The following is a 23031-nucleotide window of genomic DNA, read 5'->3' on the forward strand; positions in this document are numbered from 1 at the left end:
CCTTTACTACGACATGTCGTAGTAGGGCAGGAGGTCGGATGAACGTTGTCGACATATCGCGATGGCAGTTCGGTATCACCACGGTGTACCACTTCGTCTTCGTGCCGCTCACGATCGGCCTCGCCCCGCTGGTGGCCATCATGCAGACGACGTGGGTGGTGACGGGGAAGGACCACTGGTATCGGCTGACGAAGTTCTTCGGCAAACTGTTCATGATCAACTTCGCGCTCGGTGTCGCGACGGGCATCGTGCAGGAATTCCAGTTCGGCATGAACTGGAGCGAATACTCCCGCTTCGTCGGGGACGTCTTCGGCGCACCGCTGGCTATGGAGGGCCTGGTCGCCTTCTTCATGGAGTCGACGTTCCTGGGGCTGTGGATCTTCGGCTGGACCCGGCTGCCCAAGCTGGTGCACCTGGCCACCATCTGGCTGGTCGCGATCGGGGTGAATGCCTCCGCGTTCTTCATCATCGCCGCCAACTCGTTCATGCAGCATCCGACCGGCGCGGTCTACAACCCCGTGACCAAACGCGCCGAGCTGCACAGCATCTGGCAGCTGCTCACCAATAACACCGCGCTGGCGGCATTTCCGCACGTGGTCGCAGGATCTTTCCTGACCGCCGCGACCTTCGTGGCCGGGATCGGCGGCTGGTGGATGGTGCGCGAATCCCACAGGGGCAACATCGATATCGCGCGCGAGATGTGGCGTCCCGTGGCGCGCCTGGGCATGTGGGTGATCATCATCTCGGGCATCGTGCTGGTGATCACCGGCGACACGCAGGGCAAGCTGATGTTCAAGCAGCAGCCGATGAAGATGGCGTCGGCGGAATCGCTGTGCCACACCCAGACCGATCCGGACTTCTCGATCCTGACCACCGGAACGCACAACAACTGCGACAGCGTCACACACGTGCTCGAGGTGCCGTACGTGCTTCCGATCCTGGCCGAGGACAAGATCAGCGGCGTGACGCTGCAGGGTGTCCAGGATCTGCAGGTCAGCGACAACCAGAAGTATGGGCCCGGCGACTACCGGCCGAATCTGTTCGTCACCTACTGGACCTTCCGCGCCATGATCACCTGGGCGGCCGGATCGGCGGCGATCGCACTGATCGGGCTGTGGATGACCCGGCGCGGGCGGGTGCCCGCGCAGAACTGGTTCAAGTGGCTGAGCCTGCTCTGCATTCCGACGCCGTTCCTGGGCAACAGCGCCGGGTGGGTGTTCACCGAGATGGGACGCCAGCCCTGGGTCGTGGCGCCCAACCCGACCGGTGACCCGAACATCCGGATGACGGTGCAGCAGGCGGTATCCGGGAACACCGCGGGCACCGTCCTCACCTCCCTGATCGTCTTCACGCTGCTGTACGGCGCGCTCGCGGTGGTGTGGTTCTACCTGCAGCGGCGTTATGTGATCGCGGGACCGGAGGAGGCCCCGTCGGCCGCCGGTGCGCAAGACGTTGCCGTCGAGAAGCTTTCGTTCGCCTACTAGAGGAGACCGGCATGAGTCTGCCCGAATTCTGGTTCCTGCTCATCGCGGTGTTGTTCATCGGCTATTTCGTGCTGGAGGGCTTCGACTTCGGCGTCGGCATGCTCATGCCGATCATCGGCAAGGGGTCCGAAGTCCGAAAGCGGGTGGTGCTCAACACCATCGGACCCGTCTGGGACGGCAACGAGGTGTGGGTGATCACCGCGGGCGGCGCGCTGTTCGCGGCGTTCCCCGAGTGGTATGCCAGCCTGTTCTCCGGCTTCTATCTGGCATTGCTGCTGATCCTGGTTGCCCTGATCGTGCGGATCGTGGGCATCGAATACCGCAGCAAGATCGACGATCCGCGCTGGCGCCGCGCCTGCGATATCGCGATCGGCTTCGGATCCTGGGTGCCCGCCCTCGCCTGGGGGCTGGCCTTCGCCAACATCGTGCACGGCGTGAAACTCAACGCGCACAAGCAGATCGCCGGCAACCTGCTGGATCTGCTCGGTCCGTACGCGCTGCTCGGGGCGCTGACGACCGCGCTGCTGTTCCTGCTGCACGGTGCGCTGTTCATCGGGCTCAAGGCCGGTGGCGAGGTGCGCGAGGCCGCGCATCGGATCGCGCGGGTGGTGTTCGCGCCGACGGTGATCGTGGTGGCCGCCTTCGGAATCTGGACCCAGCTCGCGCACGGAAAGGGCTGGACCTGGATTCTGCTGGCGCTCGCGGTGCTCGGGCTGGTGCTGGCGGGCGCGTCGGTGTTCGCCGGCCGGGACGGGTGGGCCTTCACCGGAACCGCGCTCACCGTCGTGGCGGCCGTGGCGCTGCTGTTCGGGTCGCTGTTCCCGTACGTGCTGCCCTCCTCGATCGACCCGGCCCTCGGGCTGAGTGTGGACGGCCGCATCGTCGACGGCCACGCCACCGTCGCCGCGTCCTCGACGCATTACACGCTCATGGTGATGAGCTGGTGTGCGGTCATCGTGACCCCGGTCGTGCTGCTCTACCAGGGCTGGACCTACTGGGTGTTCCGCAAGCGGCTGACCGTCGAGCAGATCCCGCCGGCCATCGGGCTGCCGCTACAGAGCACAGCGAACTGAGCCATGGCCGGACCCGTCGACCCGCGCCTGTGGCGCCACGCTCGCTCCGCGCGCCGGTATCTCGTTGTCAGCGTGGGACTCTCGCTGGTGACGACGGGATGCATCGTGGTGGCGGCACTGGCGCTGGCGCGGGTGGTGGCGGGGGTGATCACCGATCCGGGCCGCCGCACCGTCGGGTCCTGGACCGCCGAGCTGGTGATTTTCGCGGTGGCGGTGGGATGCCGGGGGGTGGCGACGTGGTGGCAGTCGCGGCTGGCGCATCGGGCGGGTGCGCAGGTCGTGGCCGAGCTCGAGGAATCGGTGCTGATCGCCGGCGCCGAGCTCGCGCCCCGCGAACTGGATTCGCGCCGCACGGAATTGGCGGTGGTGGTCGGCAATGCCCTGAGCGGGCTGCGGGCGTACCTCACGGGATACCTTCCGGCGCTGCTGCTCGCGGCCCTGACACCGCCTATCGTGCTGGCGGTCATCGCGATTCACGACCTGACATCCGGGGTCATCATTCTGGTGACCCTGCCGCTGATCCCGGTGTTCATGATCCTGATCGGACGCATGACCCAGGGCCGTGCGGACGCGGCTCTGGAGGCCACCACCCGCCTGTCGGATCAGCTCCTGGATCTCTTCGCCGGGATGCCCACATTGCGTGCCCTCGGCCGGGAAACCGCCGGTGCCGCATCGGGTTCGGTCCGGCCCAGGGGCGCCCTCGGGCACGCTGACGGCGATTCGACCGTGGGCGAGAGTGAATCGGCCCGGTCTTCCTCTGCCCTCAGCGCGGCATGCGTGGGCGTCGCAGAGAACTCGGTCGAGAGCGATTCTGCCGAGCGGGCCGCGGCGTGTGCGGCAGGCCCCGAGGACGAATCGGCCGGGGCCGGTACGGATCCGGACGGGATCGGCAGGTCCGTGGCCGGTCGGGGGAACCGGGGCAGCGCTGGGCCGACGATGGGGCATCGGGTCAGGGAGTTGGGGGAGGCGCTGCACTGGCGGACGATGGCGACGCTGCGGGTGGCCTTCCTGTCGTCGATGGTGCTGGAATTGCTGGCGACGTTGTGTGTGGCGCTGGTCGCTGTATCCATCGGGATGCGACTCGTGTTCGGGCACATGGGCTTGTATGCGGGCCTGCTCGGACTGATCCTGGCGCCGGAGGTATATCTGCCGCTGCGTGCGGTGGGGGAGCGGTTCCATGCGGCACAGGACGGCATGGCGGCCGCCGAAAAGGCCTTTGCGGTACTCGAATCCGATGGGCCGTCCGGTGTTCGCGCCCCGGGTACCCGTGAAATGGCTGATCTACGTGGTGTTGTCGAGATGCGCGGGCTGAGCGTGCGAGCCCGGGATGGTTATGCGCCCTCGGATCTGTCGGCGGTCCTGCGGCCCGGCGCGGTGACCGTGCTGGCAGGTCCGAACGGGTGCGGTAAATCTACTGCTCTGCAGGCGATCCTGGGGCTCATGACCCCCGACGAGGGTGTCGTCACGGTGGACGGGAACCCGGTTCCCGCACTGGATCCCGAACGTTGGTGGGCCCACGTCGCATGGTTGCCCCAGCGGCCCGTGCTGCTGCCCGGAACACTGCGCGAGAACCTCGAACTGTTCGGCGTGCGCGTGGAATCGGCCGTTTCCGGACCGGCCGCTCTGGACGCCGCGTGTGCCGCAACCGGATTCGATATCGTCCTGAACGGGCTCCCCGAACGATGGGACACCGTCGTCGGCACGGGCGGCATCGGCCTGTCCCTCGGCCAGCGCCAGCGCCTGGCCCTGACCCGCCTCCTGGCTGCGGACCGCAAGATCCTCCTAGCGGACGAACCCACCGCCCACCTCGACGACGCCAGCGCCGCCACGGTTCTCGAGGCCCTGACCGCCCGAGCGCGAGCGGGAGCCACCGTCGTGGTCGTAGCCCACCGCCCCGACATCCTGGCCATCGCCGACCACATCGTCGAGGTTCGTGCCTCGAAGGAGGAGTCGGTCGACGGACGGCCCGTCGGCGGACCTCCGACTCCGGCTGCCGTATCGGACATCGTCGGGGAAAGCGGTGAAGTCGTTGGTGCCGAGGCGAGTCCCGACGAGTGTGAACTCGCCACCGCCGCTGCGGACTCGAATGAGGCAGAGCCGGGGCGCCGTGGTGTTCTCGACTCCGACACTGCGGGTGATGGTCGATCGGAACTGAGGCGTACCCCCGAGGAGCGAGGCGCCCCGGCGGCGAGATTCGACCTGAGCCCCAAGGGATTCGGTGACGAAGACGGCGGTGATTCCGTAGGCGAGCGTGCGGTGGATTCCGGGCAACGGGCCGGCATCGAGACAGGTGCGGTGCTGCGATGAGCGTGTGGACCGATTTCCGGCGGATGCGGGAGTTGCTGGGGCTGTCGCGGTGGCGGGTGACGGTGTCGATCGGGTGGGGGACGCTGGCGTTGGGAAGCGGGCTCGCGCTGGCGGGGCTGGCGGCGTGGCTGATTGCGCGGGCGTGGCAGATGCCGCCGGTGCTGGATCTCAGCGTCGCCGTGGTTGCCGTTCGGGCGCTGGGGATTTCGCGGGGGTTGTGCCGGTATCTGGAGCGGTTGGCCACCCATGATGTGGCGCTGCGGGCTATGACCACCGCGCGCACCGAGGTGTACACGAGGCTGGCGTGGGCCGATATCTGGACCACGCGCCGCGATACCGGGGCCGAATACGGTGCCGCACAGGATGATCCGACGCGGTTGCGGCGCGGCGAGCTACTGACCCGAATCGGTACCGATATCGACGATCTCGGCGCTGTCGTCGTCCGGGCGCTGGTTCCGATCGCGGTCGCGGTGATCCTGTCCGTCGCGGCGGTCGCGGTGCTGGCGACCATATCCCTCGGCGCCGCAGCGGTTCTCGCTGTCGCCCTGGCCGTTGCCGGAGTTCTCGCGCCCTGGCTGTCCGCGCGTGCGGCGCGCGAGGCCGAGCTGGCGGTGCGCGCCGACCGCGCCGAATTCACCGCCGCCGCGGTGACCGTGCTCGATCATGCCCCCGAACTCCGCGTCGCCGGGCGCCTGGACGACGCGCTCGCGGCCGCGTCGGCTGCGAGCCGCCGCGCGGTCGCCGCCGAGGACCGGGCCGCCTCCCACAGCGCCTGGGCGGCCGCGGCGACCCCTCTCTCCATCGGCGCCAGCGTCCTGGGCGCGCTCCTCATCGGAATCCTGCTGTACGGCGGCCCCGGCCCGGCCGCATTCGCCCCCGCCGGATCGCTCCAGACCGTACCGCCCGGCGCCCTGACGCCCATGGCCCTGGCCGTGCTGGTGCTCCTGCCCCTATCGGCATTCGAGGCGGTGGCGGTGCTTCCCGCCGCCGCCCAGGCCCTCACCAAGGGCCGTGCCGCCCTGCACCGCATCGCTCTCGCCGAGGGCGGCGAGGAGCCGGATCAGCCTACGGCGCGGTCGGCTCGGGCGCGCGTGCCGGCTCGGGCGCTGCCGGAGCATCGGCCGGCGGAGCCGGATCGGCCGAGACGACGCTCGGCCGGGGCGGACAGGGCGGCGCGTGATTTTTCCGAACAGGTTGTCGCACAGGATAATCGGCGCACACTGCCCGGCCTGCCGTCCGGGCGGCGCATCGCCGTCGTCGGTCCGAGCGGCGCGGGCAAAACCACCCTGCTCATGTCCTGGGCGGGCCTGTTCGACACCCCGCGCCCGGGGATCACCTTCTTCGCCGAGGACGCCCATCTGTTCGGCACCACGGTGCTGGAAAACCTGCGGGTGGCCCGCGGCGATCTGACCGTGGCGGAGGCCGGCGAGGCCCTGCGCGCGGTGGGTGCGGGCGACTGGCTGGACTCGCTTCCCGAGGGCCTGGATACCGACCTGGTCGGCGGCGCGGCGGCGGTATCGGGCGGCCAGCGCCGCCGCCTCCTGCTCGCCCGCGCCCTGATCTCCCCGGCGCGCGTGCTCCTGCTGGACGAGCCCACCGAGCACATGGAGGCCGCCGCCGGCGCGGACCTCCTGCGCGCCCTCCTCGACGAGCGCAGCGGCCTCGTCGCCCCCGACCGCACGGTCGTCGTCGTCACCCATCAGCTGCCCCCGGATCACCACGCCGACACCGTCGTTCGCGTCGGCGCGGACGGCCGGGTCCAGATGCAACGTTCGGCCATCGCCCGATAGCCGTGGGCGCGCGCCCCGCGGCCGGGTGCGGTTCGCACCAGCATGCCCGCACCACCAGGACCTGCCGAGTGCACGAGTCGCCGGCGGCCCGCGCCACGGTCGGCACCGGCCGCGCGCGCGGACCGACCGTGACCTGCAATTTCGCCCCACGCGAAAATACGTTGCCGACCGGCCGTAACCCCCGTTAAGTTGGACGTACACGGGAAGGAGGTGGTTCAAGAATATGAGTATTCAAAGGACACGTGAGGTGGCTGTCAGCTAAGCGCCACCGCTGCGACGGGTAACCCGTCCGCGCGAGCGCGCGGCGAATCCCAGGCAGCCACCCGGCCCCCGAGTCCCCGGCCTGTCCGACCGGGATCGCGAGATTGTTGCAGTCCGCGATACGACTCGGGGGTCGTTCCTTTTGTCGGTGAGCCGTTTTCGCGGAGGGGTGACGCACGGACTTCCGTCCGGCTAGCCGAGACTCGGCCTGCGCCGCTCAGCCGATGTAGCGCTGGAGGCGGGCAGACAGGCGCGGTTCGAGGCTGCCGTCGGCGACGACACGCTCCTCGACGTAGCCGAGATCTCCGCCCTCGACAATCCCGTACAGGCGCTTCGCCCCGCCGACGACCGCGCCGGATTGGCTGCGGATGACCACATCGGTGGCCAGTTCCCAGGAGGACTGGGTCAGCGCCTGGCCGTAGAAGAGTTCGACGATGCCGGAGCTGTGGGTGAGTAGGAGCTCGATGATCTCGTCGTCGCCCTCGATGCCGACGCGCCAGAAGCCGCTCTCGCGTAGGTCCGGGCCGGTGTAGGCGCCCTCGGTGTCGAGCTTCCAGGAGCGCGACTCCCAGGCCAGATAGTCGCCGCCGTCGTGGGAGACGATGATCTGCTGGCCGAAGTGATAATCCCCGTGCTCGGGGTCGTTGCCCTCGCCCTCGCCGCGCCACACGCCGACCAGCGGCAGCAGCGCGAGCATCGAGGAACTCAGGTCCGGGCCCCGGCGCAGATTCGCGGTGTCCTGCGGCAGCGGCAGATCGGGGAGCTGGGGAATGTTGCGGATGCCGGTGGACTTCGCCGTCTCGGCGGCCTCGGCGACGGCCGCGTCTCCGCTGCGGCGCACCGCATCGTCGGCCTCGTGACGAACCGCGTCGGCGGCATCCCCGGCGGGGGTGCCGTTATCGGTGGCGGACGCCGTCTCGGGCGCGGAGCCGTTCAGTGTTGAGTTCTCGACGTTCTCGGATCCACTCACGACTCGGTGAAGAGCCGGTAGAGGACGTACAGACCGAACCAAGCGATCAGTACGGCGACGAGAACCAGCAATACCTCGAATGCAACGACCACGCCTGCGAGTCTATCCACCCGGGCCCGGGACGCGAAAACGGCCCCGGAGATTCCGGGGCCGTTCGCGGCAAACCACCAATGAGGTTGGCTGTCAGGCTATTTCGCGACGGTGACGTCCACGTTGTGGATGCCCGCGCCCTCCGGGCTGACCTTCGCGGTGCCGTTGCCCGAGGAGGACAGCGCGCGGATGGTCCAGTCGCCGGGGGCGGCGAAGAACCGGAAGTCACCGGTGCCCGAGGCGACGACCTCGGCGGTGAACTCGTCGCCGGAGTCCAGCAGGCGGACGAACGCACCACCGACGGGGTTGCCATCGGCGTCCAGGACACGGCCGGTCAGGATCGTCTCCTTCTCGGTGTCGACATTCGCGGGCAGGGTCTGACCCTGGGTAGGTGCTGCGCACATAGGAATTAGGCTCCCAACTCGATCGGTACTCCCACGAGGGAGCCGTACTCGGTCCAGCTACCGTCGTAGTTCTTGACGTTCTTGTGGCCCAGCAGCTCCTGCAGCACGAACCAGGTGTGCGAGGAACGCTCGCCGATGCGGCAGTAGGCGATGGTCTCCTTCTCGCCGTCCAGGCCCGCATCCTTGTACAGCTCCGCCAGCTCGGCGTCGGTGCGGAAGGTGCCGTCCTCGTTCGCGGCCTTGCTCCACGGCACGTTGATCGCGCCAGGAATGTGGCCGGGACGCTGGCTCTGCTCCTGCGGCAGGTGCGCGGGCGCCAGGATCTTGCCGGAGAACTCGTCGGGCGAACGCACGTCGACCAGGTTCTTCACGCCGATCGCGTTGATCGCATCGTCGCGGAAGGCGCGGATGGACAGGTCCTGCTCGCCGGCCTTGTAGCTGGTGGCGGGGCGGCTGACCGCGTCGCGCGAGAGCGGGCGGCCATCGAGCTCCCACTTCTTGCGGCCGCCGTCGAGCAGCTGCACGTCCTGGTGGCCGTACAGCTTGAAGTACCAGTACGCGTACGCGGCGAACCAGTTGTTGTTGCCGCCGTACAGGACGACGGTGTCGTCATTGGAGATACCGCGCGCCGACAGCAGGTCGGAGAACTGCTCACGGTTGACGAAGTCACGCCGAACCGGATCCTGCAGATCCTGCTTCCAGTCGATCTTGACGGCACCCTCGATGTGGCCCGTGTCGTAGGCGGAGGTGTCCTCGTCTACCTCGACGATGACGACGCCGGGGGCGTTGAGGTTCTCTTCGACCCAGTCTGCGGAGACCAGGACATCGGAGCGAGCCATGTTGTTCCTTTCGATGTGACTTGCCGGGCTAGGCGGGTAGTAGGTGGTTATCGGGCGGATTGGGTGGCGGCGGGCCGAAGCCGCAGCGCGAGGGGATAGATCTTGCAGCCCAGGCAGATGCCGAAGGCCGCGTTGAGGAACGCTGCGAACAGTGCGAATGCGGCGAAGATCACGCCCGTGACGGCGCTTCCGGCGACGAATCCGAGCAGGCTGAGCACCGCGAAGATCAGGCCGACGAGCTGGGCGAACCGCAGCGGCGCGACGGGTTCGACCTCCGACGCCGGGCCGATGCGCGGGGCGGCGAATCGCGCGTACAGGAATCCGTACGGGCTGCGCCGCGGACCGGCCGCGGCGCCGATGGCGAAGACCACCGCCTGCGCGGCGACGAGCACCGCGGCCAGCGGGACCGAGAGTGCGGAGACGATCAGGACCAGGGCCAGCACACCCGTGGTGATCCAGGCCGCGAAACGCGGACCGCGGACATCGACCTGACCGGGGGCGGGCGTGTGTGTTTCAAGGGATTGGGACATGGGCGGAACTCCTGCGCTGCATGCGTCCAGCTGTCGGATATGTCAGATCACCGGGGATCTACGAGATCAATCACGCGGTAAGACAACCGGTCGGCGACAGAGGTGTGCTAAGGGCCGACCGGCTACATGCACAGGCAGCAACAGCCGCCGAGGCGGCACAGATCAACTGTGCGGCGACGGGTGAGCATCAGCTCTCGGCGGGTTTGCACGTAGAGCAGTTTACCCGGTTCGGAGCGGAAAAAGGACCCGGGGTCCGAAACCGGGTCGGTTAGGCAGCATCCTGCAGGGTCAGCGGGGCTACGGCGCTGCGCAGGTCCGAGCTCTTGGGCACCCCGGAGATCCGGAATCGCTCGCGGCCGCGGGCATCGAAGACGAACGTCGTCGGCAGCGAGAGCACGTTCAGTTCGCGGGCCAGGGTGGGCTCGGCGTCGATGTCGATCTCGATGTCCAGCGGCGGCGTCTGCGCCTGCGCGAGATCGGTGACCACGCCCTGCACGACGCGGCGCACCGCCTCGCACGGACCACACCATTCGGCGGAGAAGTGCAGCACCGCCGGTGCGTCCGCACCGACGCCGACCGCGGCCAGCAGGGCGGTGCGCGCCGCATCCCCCGACGCGGACGCCGTGTCGGCCCCGGTCGTGCGGACCCGGCCCTCGCGGCGGCGCACGAGCACCCCGACGACGGCGGCCGCGGCCAGTACCGCCACGAGAATCAAGATTTGTGTCATTGCTGCATCACCGGCTGAGCGAACTTGTCCATATCGATCGTCATGTTGTCGCCCTCCCCCTCGACGATGATATTGCCGCCCAGCGCCTTGACGCTGGTCGGGTGTACGCCGAACGGCAGATCCCGGGTGTCGATGGTGCGGGTGAAGCGGGCCAGTACCGCGGCCTTGTCCAGGTCCGGGCTCCACGGCGCGGGCACCGAGGCGGGCGAGGTCTCGTCGCCCCGGTACAGATCGGTCGCGACGATGCGGATCTGATCGCCCTCGAGCCGCAGGTCAGCCTTCACGCTGACCCGCTGGGTGCTGCGCGGTTCGGGACCGAGCGGGATCGTCCCGGACAGGATCAGCGCGCCCTGCGTGGTCACGCCCGAGCCGCCGGAGCCGCCGGTGCCGTCGGACTTGTCCGCGGGCGGACCGCGCATGTCCAGGTCGGGAATGCCGAACAACCGGCCCAGCTCGACCGGTTCGATGCTCATCCGTCCGGAGACCCGGTCGACCGACACCGAGCCGGTTTCCCCGTCGATCAGTGCGTGCGCGGGCAGATGGACGCCGTTGAGGGTCGCGGTGACGAGGATCTCGCCCGGGATGTCGGGCCGGTTCGCGCGCGCGGTGATCTCGACGTTGCGGAAGTCGCCGTGCCAGGCCTGCAGCGCGAACGGGAATCCGTGGATGGTCACGCTCGGATCGGCGCTGAGCTCGCCGCCGGCCCGCAGTGACCGCGAGACCCGGTACTCCGAGTACGCCGCGGCCGTGAAGTCGGCGACCACCGCCACCGCCACCAGCAGCAGCAGTCCGACTACGACCTTTCGCATGTAGGCACGATATCTGTTCCGTGGCCCCGGCAATCCCGGGTGTGCGGTCACGGCGGGCATTGCGCCGGACCGCGACGCGAGCGGCGGACGCCCGGAATACGTGGTCACATCGCCGGACGCGCTAATGTAGGCACGAATTACCAGTGCGAACCAGCATGTACTCGCGAGAAACACCGGGGTTGCCGCGGACATGCCAGATTAGGAGGAGGGCCGGTGGAGCTACTCCTGCTGACCTCCGACTCGAATCCGGAGTCGGTCCTGCCCTCGCTGGCGCTGCTTCCCCATCATGTCCGCCCGGCGCCCACCGAGGTCGCCTCCCTGCTCGAAGCGGGCTCGGCGGATGTGGCGTTGGTGGACGCGCGTACCGATCTGGCCGCCGCGCGCGGACTGTGCCGGCTGCTGGGCAGCACGGGATCCTCGGTGCCGGTCGTCGCGGTGCTGACCGAGGGCGGTCTGGTCGCCGTCAACGCCGATTGGGGCCTGGACGACATCCTGCTGCCCGGAACCGGCCCCGCCGAGCTCGATGCCCGGCTGCGGCTGCTGGTGGCCCGCAGGGGCGGTGCGGCCAGTCCCGAGACCACCGGCAAGATCACCCTCGGTGAGCTGGTGATCGACGAGGGCACCTATACCGCGCGGCTGCGCGGGCGTCCGCTCGACCTCACCTACAAGGAGTTCGAGCTGCTCAAATATCTCGCGCAGCATGCGGGCCGGGTGTTCACCCGCGCCCAGCTGCTGCAGGAGGTCTGGGGGTACGACTTCTTCGGCGGCACCCGCACGGTCGACGTGCACGTGCGGCGGCTGCGCGCCAAGCTCGGCAGCGAGTACGAATCGCTGATCGGCACCGTCCGTAATGTCGGCTACAAGGCGGTGCGCCCGGCGCGGTCCAGCGGTAAGGGCGAGCCCGCCCCGGCCGTCCCGGACGACGGCTCCGATGGCTCCGAAGGTTCGGACGACTCGCAGCTGGCACCCGTCAACGGGTCGCAGTCGTGACCGGGGATCGTCCGGAGCTGTCCGGATGGACCGGCGAACTGCCGGCAGACGCCGCGCGGCAGGTGCGCGAGTTGCTCGAGCGCGCCACCGAAACCGACGGCGTGGCACCGGTTTCCGAGCAGGCCGTGTTGTCCCTGGACGCGCCCGGCGCGGCCCGGCATCGGCTGGCGATGCGCGAGGGCGCCGTGGCCGGGTATGCGAATCTCGTTGCCGCGCATGCCGAACACCCGGCCATGGCCGAGGTTGCGGTGGATCCGCGGCATCGCGGCCGCGGCATCGGCGCGGCGCTGGTCGCCGCGGCGCTGGCCGAGGGCGGCCCCGCGGCCCGGGTGTGGGCGCACGGCAATCTGCCCGCCGCCCGCGCGGTCGCCGGACGTCTGGGCCTGGGCGTCGCGCGCGAGTTGTGGCAGATGAGACGCCCGCTCGCGAATACCGAGTTACCCGAGCTCGTGGTGCCCGAGGGGTTGTGGCTGCGCACCTATGCCGGGCCCGCGGACGACGCGGAGCTGTTGCGGGTCAACAACGCTGCCTTCGACTGGCATCCCGAACAGGGTGGCTGGGGCGAGGCCGAGATCGCGGTGCGGCGGGAGTCCTCCTGGTTCGATCCGAAGGGACTGTTCATCGCGGTCGACCCGGCCGATCCGGCGCGCATGCTCGGATTCCACTGGACGAAGGTGCACGACGACGAGGATCCGGTCGTCGGCGAGGTCTACGTGGTCGCCATCGATCCGGCCGCCCAGGGCCGGGGGCTGGGCCGCCTGCTGACCCTTGCGGGCCTGCATTACCTGCGCGATCGCGGCCTGGGCGAGGTACTGCTGTACACCGAGGCGGACAACACCGCCGCCGTGCACACGTACACCCGGCTCGGCTTCGGCACCTCGCACGTCGACGCGGCCTACTCCGCTCGCTGACGCCGTTCCGCCGCTGCGACGGCCGGTAACGACGGGCGAGCGACGCCCGCGTTGTGAGACGAATTACATTCGGGGTGACGGGTTTACGCCCGATCCGGGGTGGGAATCAGCTCTGTGGATTTCCGAACGACCGTCGGCCCGGGAGTAATGAGGACGGGCACCGGATCGCCGCCGCGATTCGACACACATGAGCCTGGTTACACTGCGGCAAATGTCACACTTGAATGACGTGATCGCGCCGGGTTGTTCACCCTGCGTTCACGTCGCAAGGTCCAACTGTCCACCGACCGACCTTACGTTACTTATGGGCGGCATGCGCCGCCTGGTGCGCAGGTTCTGTGAACGGCCACCACAGTGACCCGTCCGGTCGTTGAGGGATCGGGCGTGTACCGACGTTCCGGAGGAATAGGTGAATCTCAAGCGCACCAGCGCTCTCATCGGCGTGCTCGCCGCGGCGGGCGCCCTGACCCTGACGGCCTGTGGCAGTGACAACAACGCCGCGCAGACCGGAAACGCCGCCCCGACCAAGGTCAACGTGGACTGCGGCGGCAAGAAGGCGCTGAAGTCCAGCGGTTCCACCGCCCAGCTGAACGCGATGACCCACTTCGTCGCCGCGTACCAGGAGAACTGCCCCGGCTACAAGCTCGACTACACCGGCAGCGGTTCCGGCGCCGGTGTCAACGACTTCCTCGGTGGCCAGACCGATTTCGCGGGTTCGGACTCCCCGCTGGACCCGAAGAAGGGTGAGCCGGACAAGGCCGCCCAGCACTGCGGTTCGCCCGCCTGGGATCTGCCGACCGTCTTCGGCCCGATCGCCATCACCTACAACATCACCGGCGTCGACAAGCTGGTGCTCGACGGCCCGACCGCGGCGAAGCTGTTCAGCGGCCAGATCACCAAGTGGAACGACCCGGCGATCAAGGCGCTCAACACCGGCATCGCCGACAAGCTGCCCGACCTGGCGGTCAACGTGGTCTTCCGTAGCGACCAGTCCGGCACCAGCGACAACTTCCAGCAGTACCTCGCCGCCGCCTCCAAGGGCGCCTGGGGTACCCGCGGCGCCGGCAAGGTCTTCAACGGCGGTGTCGGTGAGGGCGCCCAGGGCAACCAGGGCACCTCCGCGGCCATCAACCGCACCCCCGGTTCGATCACCTACAACGAGTGGTCGTTCGCCAAGACCCAGAACCTGCATATGGCGAGCATCCTGACCGATGCCTCGGTGAAGCCGGTCGACCTGACCGTCGACTCGGCCGGCAAGGCCGTCGCGGGCGTCAAGGTCAAGGGCGAGGGCAACGACCTGGTGCTGGACACCACCTCGTTCTACAACCCGACCGATCCCGCCGCGTACCCGATCATGCTGGGCACCTACGAGATCGTGTGCTCGAAGTACAGCGACGCCGACCAGGCCAAGGCCGTCAAGGCGTTCCTGACCTCGGCGATCAACAACGGCCAGACCGGCCTGGACACCACCGGCTACATCCCGCTGCCGGATTCGTTCAAGGCCAAGCTGACCACCGCCGTCAACGCCATCTCCTGATAACGCCACCCCAATGACCGTGCACGACGATGTCGCCGCCGCCGGACAGTCGGACTCGACTGACCGGCGGCTCGGCGGAGATACTGCTCAGATGCCGAGTGAATCATCCAGCGATTCGGCTGTATCAGCCGCCGAGTCGGCGAAACCCATCAGCCAGAAGGTGAGCAAGAGACCGGAGGTCATCTTCCGGTCGCTGGCCACCGCGGCGGGCGCGACGATCGTCGCTGCCATCGCGCTCATCGCGTTGTTCCTGTTGATCAAGGCCGTGCCCTCGATCGGCGCGAACCACGCGAACTTCTTCACCAGTCCCGAATTCAGCACCAGCGATGCCAACAACCTACGGTTCGGCATCCGTGACCTGTTCATGGTCACGGTGATGAGTTCGGCGCTCGCGCTGGTGATAGCCGTGCCGGTGGGCGTGGGTATCGCGCTGTTCCTGACGCAGTACGCGCCCAAGACGCTGGCCCGCCCGTTCTCGATGCTGGTGGACCTGCTGGCGGCGGTGCCATCGATCGTGTTCGGTCTCTGGGGTTTTCTGGTGCTGGCCGAGAAGCTGGTGCCCTTCGAACAGTTCCTCAACAACCATCTGAGCTGGCTGTTCCTGTTCAAGTCCGGAAACGTCTCGGTCGACGGCGGCGGCACCATCTTCACCGCCGGCGTGGTGCTGGCCGTGATGATCCTGCCGATCATCACCTCGGTCAGCCGCGAGGTCTTCCACCTCACCCCGCGCGCGCACATCGAGGCCGCGCAGGCGCTCGGTGCGACCAAGTGGGAGGTGGTGCGGATGACCGTGCTGCCCTACGGCCGCAGCGGCGTGATCGCCGGGTCGATGCTCGGCCTGGGCCGCGCGCTCGGTGAGACGATCGCGGTGCTGATCGTGCTGCGCACCGCCCAGAAGCCGGGGAACTGGTCGCTGTTCGACGGCGGATACACCTTCGCCTCCAAGATCGCTTCGGCCGCTTCGGAATTCAGTCAGGCGCTGCCCACCGGCGCCTACATCGCGGCCGGTTTCGTGCTGTTCGCGCTGACCTTCGTGGTCAACGCGCTGGCCCGGATCGCCGCCGGCGGGAAGGTGAACGGGTGATGACCGCGACCACTCTCGACCAGCCGATCAAGGCGCCCGCCTTCCGGCAGATCTCGCTGGGCCGCAAGATCCGCAACAGCCTCGCGACGCTGGTGATGTGGCTGTGCTTCGCGATCGCCCTGGTGCCGCTGGCCTGGGTGCTGATCGTCGTGGTGAGCAAGGGGTACCGCGCCGTCATCAGCCAGGGCTGGTGGACCAACTCCCAGTTCGGCGTGCTGCCCGAGCAGTTCGCGGGCGGTGTGTACCACGCCATCTTCGGCACCATCGTGCAGGCGGGGGTGGCCGCGATCATCGCCATCCCGCTGGGCGTGATGGCCGCCATCTACCTGGTCGAATACGGCCGCGGACGGCTGGCCCGGGTCACCACCTTCATGGTGGACATCCTCGCCGGTGTGCCCTCGATCGTGGCCGCGCTGTTCGTCTTCGCGCTGTGGATCGCGAGCCTGAAGTTCGAGCAGAGCGCGCTGGCCGTCTCGTTCGCCCTGGTGCTGCTGATGCTTCCGGTGGTCGTGCGCAGCACCGAGGAGATGCTCAAGCTGGTGCCCGACGAACTGCGTGAGGCCTCCTACGCGCTGGGCGTCGCGAAGTGGAAGACGATCGTGCGGATCGTGGTGCCCACGGCGCTGCCCGGCATGATCAGCGGCATGCTGCTGGCCATCGCCCGAGTCATGGGTGAGACCGCGCCCGTGCTGGTCCTGGTCGGCTACTCGGCCTCGATCAACTTCAACATCTTCCAGGGCAACATGGCCTCGCTGCCGCTGCTGATCTACCAGCAGCTGTCCAACCCACAGGCCGCGGGCGTGGAGCGGGTCTGGGGTGCGTCCCTGACCCTGATCCTGATCATCGCCCTGCTGTATGTGGGCGCGGCGGTCGTCAACAAGCTGCTCACGCGGAACCGATAAGAAGCGGACGGAACTCTTCATGGCCAAGCGGATCGACGTCAAAGATCTGAACATCTACTACGGCAAATTCCATGCCGTGTCCGATGTGTCGCTGACCGTGCTCCCGCGCAGCGTCACCGCCTTCATCGGTCCCTCGGGTTGCGGTAAGTCCACCGTGCTGCGCTCGCTCAACCGGATGCACGAGGTGACCCCGGGCGCCCGCGTCGAGGGCGGGGTGCTGCTGGACGGCGAGGACATCTACGGCGCGCAGATCGACGCGGTCGGCGTGCGGCGCACCATCGGCATGGTGTTCCAGCGCCCGAACCCGTTCCCCACCATGTCGATTCGCGACAACGTGGTGGCCGGGCTGAAGCTCCAGGGCGTGCGCAACAAGAAGGAGCTGGGCGAGGTCGCCGAGCGCTCGCTGCGCGGCGCGAACCTCTGGAACGAGGTCAAGGACCGGCTCGACAAGCCGGGCGGCGGCCTGTCCGGCGGTCAGCAGCAGCGTCTGTGCATTGCCCGCGCGATCGCGGTCTCCCCGGACGTGCTGCTGATGGACGAGCCGTGTTCGGCCCTGGATCCGATCTCCACCCTGGCGATCGAGGACCTGATCTCGGAGCTGAAGAAGCAGTACACGATCGTCATCGTCACCCACAACATGCAGCAGGCCGCGCGCGTGAGTGACCAGACGGCCTTCTTCAACCTCAAGGAGCAGGGCAAGCCCGGCAACCTGGTCGAGATCGACGAGACGGAGAAGATCTTCTCCAACCCGTCCCAGAAGGCGACCGAGGACTACATCTCCGGCCGATTCGGCTAGAGCTCCCCCGCCTCTCCCCGCCTTCAGCGTGCCGTTGCTTGCCGTGAGGCCTGCTCGTCGGGCCGGCGGATGGCGGCCTGCTGGAGGTGGGCCCGTCCCCGCTGGCCACGGCCCCTTCCAGGGGCACGGTGCTGCTCGGTGAGGAGCTTGGAATATCGACAGGGCCCGAGTGTGACTCGGGCCCTCTGTGTGTCTGTCGTGCTGAGTGTCGTTGACCCTCAGATCTTCTCGGCCTCGGTCTCCTCGGCGGGCAGCACGCCGGTGACCAGGAACACCACGCGCCGGCCGATCTCGACCGCGTGGTCGGCGAAGCGCTCGTAGTAGCGGCCCAGCAGGGTGACGTCGACCGCGGCGGCCACGCCGAACTTCCACTCGCGGTCCATCAGCAGCGAGAACAGGTGACGGTGCAGATCGTCCATCGCCTCGTCGTCCTCGTTGAGCTGCGCGGCGCGCTCGGGATCGCGGGTCTCGAGCACCTCCTTGGCGGCGGCGCCCATGTTCACCGCGATCCGGCCCATCTCGGCGAAGTAGCCGTTGACCGCCTCGGGCAGCGCGTGGTTGGGGTGGCGGCGACGCGCGACCTTGGCCACGTGCAGCGCCAGGGCGCCCATCCGGTTCACGTCGGCGACGATCTGGATGGCGCTGACCACCTGGCGCAGATCGCCGGCGACCGGCGCCTGCAGGGCCAGCAGGGCGAAGGCCTTCTCCTCGGCCTGCGTGATCATCTCGGAGATGCGGTCGTACTCCGTGATCACCTGTTCGGCGAGGGCCAGGTCGGCCTGCAGCAGCGACTGGGTCGCCTGCTCCATCGCGGAACCGGCCGTACCGGCCATTTCGCCCAGCATGGAGGCGAGATCTGCCATTTGCTCGTTGTAGATGACACGCATGATTCAGAACACTAGTTCCCGGCGCTGACCGTGTCACGAACGGTGGGTGAACCGCGGGTGTTGCCCCCGACCAGCGGTCTTCCGGTTGCCGGGAGACCGTCAGCGGCAGGGTACCAACAGTGTCGTCGGATTGACCACCGCCGCCTGCCGCCGTCGGCTCGATGCGTCCGATCCATCGACGGCATAGAGGAGGCTGCAGTTATGGCGAGTGCACGCCGCGCCGGGGGCTAACCGCCCGAGTGCATGACGTCGGCGGCGCTGGGGACGGTGGCGTCCTCGGGGTCGTCGAGCCAGCCGTCGGGGAGGGCGACCTTGGTTTGGGGGGAGCCCTGGCGGCCGCGTGGGCCGGTGGCGGCCTCGGTGGGGAAGGGGGCCTCGGGGTTCAGTTGGGCGGTCAGGTCTTCGATCTGGGTGAGGCTGGAGACCGTGGCGAACTTGCGGCGGAGTTCGGAGCCGACCGGGAAGCCCATGAGGTACCAGGCCATGTGTTTGCGGATGTCGCGCATGGCCTTGTCCTCGCCGTCGTGTTCGACCAGGAGCTGGGCGTGGCGCAGCAGGATCTCGCCGACGCGGCCCAGCGTGGGGCCCGCGGGGACAGGCTCGCCGCGCAGCGCGGCCGACAGCTCGGCGAACAGCCACGGGCGGCCGAGGCAGCCGCGGCCGACGACGACTCCGTCGCAGCCGGTTTCGGCGATCATGCGCAACGCGTCGTCGGCGGTGAAGATGTCGCCGTTGCCGAGCACCGGGATGGTGGTGACGACTTCCTTGAGGCGCGCGATGGCGGACCAGTCGGCCTGCCCGGAGTACAGCTGGGCGGCGGTGCGGGCGTGCAGGGAGACCGCGGCGGCGCCCTCGGCCTCGGCGATGCGGCCGGTGTCGAGGTAGGTGTGGTGCTCGTCGTCGATGCCGATGCGGAATTTGAAGGTGACCGGCACGTCACCGGCGGCGGCGACCATCTCCCGGACGATGTTCGCGAAAAGTCGCCGCTTGTAGGGCAGCGCCGATCCGCCGCCCAGGCGGGTCACCTTGCGCACCGGGCAACCGAGGTTCATGTCGATGTGGTCGGCCCAGCCCTCGCCAACGACGATCCGCACGGCCTCGCCGAGGGTCTTGGGGTCCACGCCGTAGAGCTGCATCGAGCGGGGGCTCTCGTCGGGGCCGAACGCCATCATGTGCAGCGTCTTCTCGTTGCGCTCGACCACGGCCCGCGCGGTGATCATCTCGCACACGTAGATGGCGGTGGAGCTGCCGAATTCCCGGCACAGCGTCCGGAACGCGACGTTGGTGATCCCCGCCATCGGGGCCAGCACCACCGCCGGATCGACCGGGTAGGGGCCGATCCGCAGTCCGGGCCTGGCCTCTATTACCGCAGTCATGGCTCCCATTCTCGCAAACCCCCGGCAGTGGCCGGGATCACCCGGCCAGCTGGTGCAGGACACGGTCCGTCGCCGCATCGGCGGGGAAGAACATTTCGATGGTCAGTTCCTGCAGGGTGATGTCCAGGGGCGTGCCGAGGGTCGTCATGATGCTGAACAGCGACAGGTCCTGGCCGTGCACCCGGACGTGCCAGGCCAGCACCGGGGATCGGTCCGCCGTAAGGACCGGACCGGCCCAGTGGTCGCGCGGGGGAATGCGGGGCCAGGTAGCGATCTCCTCGGCGAGCCGGGCGAGATCGGGGTCTGCGGTCCGCCGCAGCACCAGGTCGAGGTTGCGGAGCAGATACGGCGACCACGCGGCGACATTGTCGCTGCTGCCGGCGAATCCGTCGGGATGCAGTGCGATCCGGAACAGATTCGAGGTCGGGTCCGTGACGTGTGGCGGGAGCCCCTCGCTCAGTCGCGCGGCGGCGCGGTTGGCCATTCGGATGTTCCACCCCGCATCCAGGCCGATGGCCGGAAAGGGATCCTGGGTGTCGAGCAGCCGCTGCAGCGTGGCCTGCACCTGGCCCAGGCCCGGATCATCCAGCGGCGTGCGGGCATATCGGGGCGCATAGCCGGCGGCCAGCAGCCACTCGTTGCGTTCGTGCAGCGGTACGTCCAGCCGCTCCGCGATCCGCAGCAGCAGCTCCGGGCTGACGCCCGAGCGACCCAACTCGACGAAGCCCAGATGCCGAGTGGACACCCCGACCTCGAGGGCCAGCGCCATCTGGGAATAGCGGGCGCCCTCGCGGCGGCGCCGAATCAGCGTGCCGACCTCGCGCTTCGCCATTGCCATGGGCCGAATCGTAGGAGGCGCGACGGCCACTGTCGACTACCTGCTGGGTAGTCGACGGCACTGTCCGGACGGCCGCATGCTCGGTCGGTCGCATGTTCCACACCTCTGCAAGGGAGACCCCCGCCATGTACGTCGACAGCTCCGACGGAACCCGCATCCACTACACCGAATGGGGCGAAAGTGCCGATCCCGCACTGGTTTTGATCCACTCCTGGGGTGCTTCGGCAAAGATCTGGGAGTATCTGATCCCCGGTTTCGTCGCCGCGGGGTGGCGGTGCATCGCCTTCGATCGCCGCGGCCACGGGCGGTCCGATATCGCCCGCACCGGATACGACCTCGATACCCTGGCCGGTGATCTGGCGGCGCTGCTGGAGCGATTGGACCTGACCGGCGCGGTCCTCGTGGGCCAATCCCTGGGTGCGGCCGAAGCGATTCGCTACCTCTCGGTGCACGGCGCCGACCGGGTCGCCGGGCTGGTGCTGAGCGCCCCGACCGCACCGAGCCTGCGTAAATCCCCGGACAACCCGGCCGGACTCGACGACGACACTGTGGCCGCGCTGCGGCAGCTCATCGGCTCGGATATGGGCACGGTCGCGGCCATGCCGACCGAACAGTTCCTCGGGCCCGGCCACCGTATTTCGCCGCTGCTCGACGAGAGCGGGCGCCGGCACCTGATGGATCTCCCGGTGCCGGTGCTGCTGGCGACCTTCGACACCAACACCGACGCCGATCTGACCGCCGAGCTGCCCGGCATCACGGTCCCCACGCTGATCCTGCAGGGCGACCTCGACGTCAACAATCCGATCGAGGCCACCGGCCGTCGCTGCGCGCAACTGATCCCGCACGCCCGGCTGGTGGAATTCGAGGGGGCCGGGCACGGGGTGTACCTGTCCGGAGGAGACCGCTACCGGCAGGAAATCCTCGCCTTCACGGGTGAGGTGCAAGCAGCGCCCGCGGGCCGGCGGTGAGGTCGACCGTGCACCCCTCCGACGACCGCCTGCGCGACCGTCAGGCGGGTCGACCCCGACGGTGAGCGGAGTGCGCGGGACGAGCAGGCCTGAGCCGGGGGCGGTCGGCAGCCGACTCGCGCCCGGGCTCCGGGCGATGAGTTACTGCGCCGTGGCGCCGGCGAATTCGCGCTCGCGCTTGGCGGCCTCGCGGGCGAGCATGCGGTCGCGCTGTTCCTCGAAACGCACCACGTCCTTGGACATCTTCTCGAGGAAGGCGGCCAGGCTGTCGCGGATCTCCTCGCCGAGGGGCGTGAAGTCGGTGCGCTCGAAGATGTTCCACTTCTTCAGCACCGGCTGCACGACCTCTTCGAGGTGCTGGCGCAAGTCGTAGATGCCGTGCTTGGCCATCAGGACGCCGTTGCGGCGGAAGTTGGGCATGCCCGCGCCCGGCATCTGGAAGTTCTGCAGGATCAGGTTGATGGCCTTGAGAGCCTGGTCGGGGGACAGGTCCAGGGCCGCACCGCACATGTTGCGGTAGAAGATCATGTGCAGGTTCTCGTCGGCGGCGACGCGCTGCAGCATGCGATCGGCGATCGGGTCGTCGCACACCTTGCCGGTGTTGCGGTGCGCCACGCGGGTGGCCAGCTCCTGGAAGGTCACGTATGCCACGGAGTAGAGGAACCCGGCCTCGTTGGCCAACTGATCGGCGGGAGAGGCGAATCCGTTGGTCATGTGGATCATCCGGGCCTGTTCGAGCGCGACCGGATCCACGCCGCGGGTGACCACCAGGTAGTCGCGGATCGCGATGCCGTGGCGGTTCTCCTCGGCGGTCCAGCGGCCGACCCAGGTGCCCCAGGCGCCGTCCTGGGAGAAGTTCTCGGCGATCTCGCGGTGGTACGAGGGCAGATTGTCCTCGGTGAGCAGGTTGGTGATCATCGCCGCCTTGGCGACCTCGCTCAGCCTGGACTGCTCCGGATCCCAGTCCACACCGCCCAGCGCGGCGAAGTTACGGCCCTCGTCCCAGGGCACGTAGTCGTGCGGATGCCATTCCTTGGCCATGGAGAGGTGCCGATTGACGTTTTGTTCGGCAACCGGCTCCAACTCCGTGAGCAGCTCGAGTTGAGTCAGATCCCTTGCCATACCTACGCCCTTCAGTGTGTCGTCCTGCCAGCTTGCTCGTCGGCTCAGTGTTGCCGCCCCCCACATAACCGTGCTACCCCCTACCACTGCGGCCCATACCTTACGGCACCGTAGGTGTGATGCGAAACGCAGCGGACGAGGATTGTTGTCCGGTTATGCAACTCCTACGCCCTCGACTGGGCTGTCGAACAACGGTGGTTCAGTGCAGCGGTCGGGGAGCGGTCTGCCCGAGTCTAGGCGTAGGGGCGCCTCCGTGGGGACTATCGTCGGCAGGGCCACAGCGTTAGCCCACGCGGGCCGATCCCCGGACGGATTATTCACTCCGGTAGTTGCCGG

21 protein-coding genes are annotated in these 23031 nt (G+C 68.4%); 11 read left to right on the forward strand and 10 right to left on the reverse strand.

Annotation, left to right across the window (positions count from 1 at the left end):
- Nucleotides 1–38 precede the first annotated feature (38 nt).
- Genes KO481_RS06690 through cydC form a run of 4 tightly spaced genes read left to right on the forward strand, consistent with a single transcriptional unit; the run spans nt 39 to nt 6654 of the window.
- Nucleotides 39–1484 carry a cytochrome ubiquinol oxidase subunit I gene (locus KO481_RS06690; protein ID WP_215916127.1) on the forward strand — a complete coding sequence of 482 codons (1446 nt, stop codon included), beginning with the start codon at nt 39–41 and terminating at the stop codon, nt 1482–1484.
- Nucleotides 1485–1495: 11 nt separating this feature from the next.
- Nucleotides 1496–2557, forward strand: coding sequence for a cytochrome d ubiquinol oxidase subunit II (gene cydB / locus KO481_RS06695; RefSeq protein WP_215916128.1), 1062 nt, complete (start codon nt 1496–1498; stop codon nt 2555–2557).
- Nucleotides 2558–2560: 3 nt separating this feature from the next.
- On the forward strand, nt 2561–4864 hold the full coding sequence (locus KO481_RS06700) for an ABC transporter ATP-binding protein/permease (RefSeq protein WP_245400528.1): 2304 nt from the start codon (nt 2561–2563) through the stop codon (nt 4862–4864).
- Nucleotides 4861–6654, forward strand: a complete 1794-nt coding sequence (gene cydC / locus KO481_RS06705) for a thiol reductant ABC exporter subunit CydC (protein ID WP_215916129.1) — start codon at nt 4861–4863, stop codon at nt 6652–6654. The genes KO481_RS06700 and cydC overlap by 4 nt, the downstream gene beginning before the upstream one ends.
- A gap of 478 nt (nt 6655–7132) precedes the next feature.
- Here cydC and KO481_RS06710 read toward each other — a convergent pair whose 3' ends face one another.
- The 6 genes from KO481_RS06710 to KO481_RS06735 form a co-directional block, all read right to left on the reverse strand.
- On the reverse strand, nt 7133–7852 hold the full coding sequence (locus tag KO481_RS06710) for a heme-binding beta-barrel domain-containing protein (protein WP_245400598.1): 720 nt from the start codon (nt 7850–7852) through the stop codon (nt 7133–7135).
- 221 nt (nt 7853–8073) lie between these two features.
- Nucleotides 8074–8379 (reverse strand): DUF1416 domain-containing protein, encoded by a 306-nt coding sequence (locus KO481_RS06715; protein WP_215916130.1) that lies wholly within the window; start codon nt 8377–8379, stop codon nt 8074–8076.
- A gap of 5 nt (nt 8380–8384) precedes the next feature.
- Nucleotides 8385–9218, reverse strand: coding sequence for a sulfurtransferase (locus tag KO481_RS06720; protein WP_215916131.1), 834 nt, complete (start codon nt 9216–9218; stop codon nt 8385–8387).
- 47 nt (nt 9219–9265) lie between these two features.
- Nucleotides 9266–9748: a DUF4395 domain-containing protein gene (locus tag KO481_RS06725; protein WP_215916132.1), complete on the reverse strand. Its 483-nt coding sequence runs from the start codon at nt 9746–9748 to the stop codon at nt 9266–9268.
- Between the two features lie 268 nt (nt 9749–10016).
- A complete protein-coding gene (locus tag KO481_RS06730) occupies nt 10017–10475 on the reverse strand; it encodes a thioredoxin family protein (RefSeq protein WP_215916133.1) in 459 nt (152 codons plus the stop codon).
- Nucleotides 10472–11284 carry an LmeA family phospholipid-binding protein gene (locus KO481_RS06735; protein WP_215916134.1) on the reverse strand — a complete coding sequence of 271 codons (813 nt, stop codon included), beginning with the start codon at nt 11282–11284 and terminating at the stop codon, nt 10472–10474. Before KO481_RS06735 ends, KO481_RS06730 begins: the two co-directional genes overlap by 4 nt.
- Before the next feature lie 213 nt (nt 11285–11497).
- Between KO481_RS06735 and KO481_RS06740 the strand changes: the two genes are divergently transcribed.
- From KO481_RS06740 to pstB, 6 genes are all read left to right on the forward strand, one after another.
- Nucleotides 11498–12274 (forward strand): winged helix-turn-helix transcriptional regulator, encoded by a 777-nt coding sequence (locus KO481_RS06740; RefSeq protein WP_215916135.1) that lies wholly within the window; start codon nt 11498–11500, stop codon nt 12272–12274.
- On the forward strand, nt 12271–13185 hold the full coding sequence (mshD, locus tag KO481_RS06745) for a mycothiol synthase (RefSeq protein WP_372451931.1): 915 nt from the start codon (nt 12271–12273) through the stop codon (nt 13183–13185). Before KO481_RS06740 ends, mshD begins: the two co-directional genes overlap by 4 nt.
- 409 nt (nt 13186–13594) lie before the next feature.
- Nucleotides 13595–14722, forward strand: a complete 1128-nt coding sequence (pstS, locus tag KO481_RS06750) for a phosphate ABC transporter substrate-binding protein PstS (protein WP_215916136.1) — start codon at nt 13595–13597, stop codon at nt 14720–14722.
- A 91-nt stretch (nt 14723–14813) separates the two neighbouring features.
- Nucleotides 14814–15806 (forward strand): phosphate ABC transporter permease subunit PstC, encoded by a 993-nt coding sequence (pstC, locus tag KO481_RS06755; protein ID WP_215916137.1) that lies wholly within the window; start codon nt 14814–14816, stop codon nt 15804–15806.
- Complete coding sequence (gene pstA / locus KO481_RS06760; RefSeq protein ID WP_215916138.1) at nt 15806–16708, forward strand: phosphate ABC transporter permease PstA; 903 nt, start codon at nt 15806–15808, stop codon at nt 16706–16708. The genes pstC and pstA overlap by 1 nt, the downstream gene beginning before the upstream one ends.
- A gap of 19 nt (nt 16709–16727) precedes the next feature.
- Nucleotides 16728–17504, forward strand: coding sequence for a phosphate ABC transporter ATP-binding protein PstB (pstB, locus tag KO481_RS06765; protein WP_215916139.1), 777 nt, complete (start codon nt 16728–16730; stop codon nt 17502–17504).
- Nucleotides 17505–17722: 218 nt separating this feature from the next.
- Here the strand turns inward: pstB and phoU are convergent, their stop codons facing one another.
- From phoU to KO481_RS06780, 3 genes are all read right to left on the reverse strand, one after another.
- A complete protein-coding gene (gene phoU, locus KO481_RS06770; protein ID WP_215916140.1) occupies nt 17723–18391 on the reverse strand; it encodes a phosphate signaling complex protein PhoU in 669 nt (222 codons plus the stop codon).
- Between the two features lie 227 nt (nt 18392–18618).
- Nucleotides 18619–19767, reverse strand: coding sequence for a tRNA dihydrouridine synthase DusB (dusB, locus tag KO481_RS06775; RefSeq protein ID WP_215916141.1), 1149 nt, complete (start codon nt 19765–19767; stop codon nt 18619–18621).
- A 37-nt stretch (nt 19768–19804) separates the two neighbouring features.
- A complete protein-coding gene (locus tag KO481_RS06780) occupies nt 19805–20605 on the reverse strand; it encodes a helix-turn-helix domain-containing protein (protein WP_215916142.1) in 801 nt (266 codons plus the stop codon).
- 125 nt (nt 20606–20730) lie between these two features.
- On the opposite strand from KO481_RS06780, the gene KO481_RS06785 reads away from it, so the two are divergent.
- Entirely contained in the window at nt 20731–21573 is an 843-nt protein-coding gene (locus KO481_RS06785) for an alpha/beta fold hydrolase (protein WP_215916143.1), read from the forward strand.
- Nucleotides 21574–21714: 141 nt separating this feature from the next.
- Here KO481_RS06785 and KO481_RS06790 read toward each other — a convergent pair whose 3' ends face one another.
- A complete protein-coding gene (locus KO481_RS06790; RefSeq protein ID WP_215916144.1) occupies nt 21715–22695 on the reverse strand; it encodes an acyl-ACP desaturase in 981 nt (326 codons plus the stop codon).
- Nucleotides 22696–23031: the final 336 nt, after the last annotated feature.

It is taken from the genome of Nocardia albiluteola, from assembly GCF_018860155.1.
Lineage (GTDB): Bacteria > Actinomycetota > Actinomycetes > Mycobacteriales > Mycobacteriaceae > Nocardia > Nocardia albiluteola.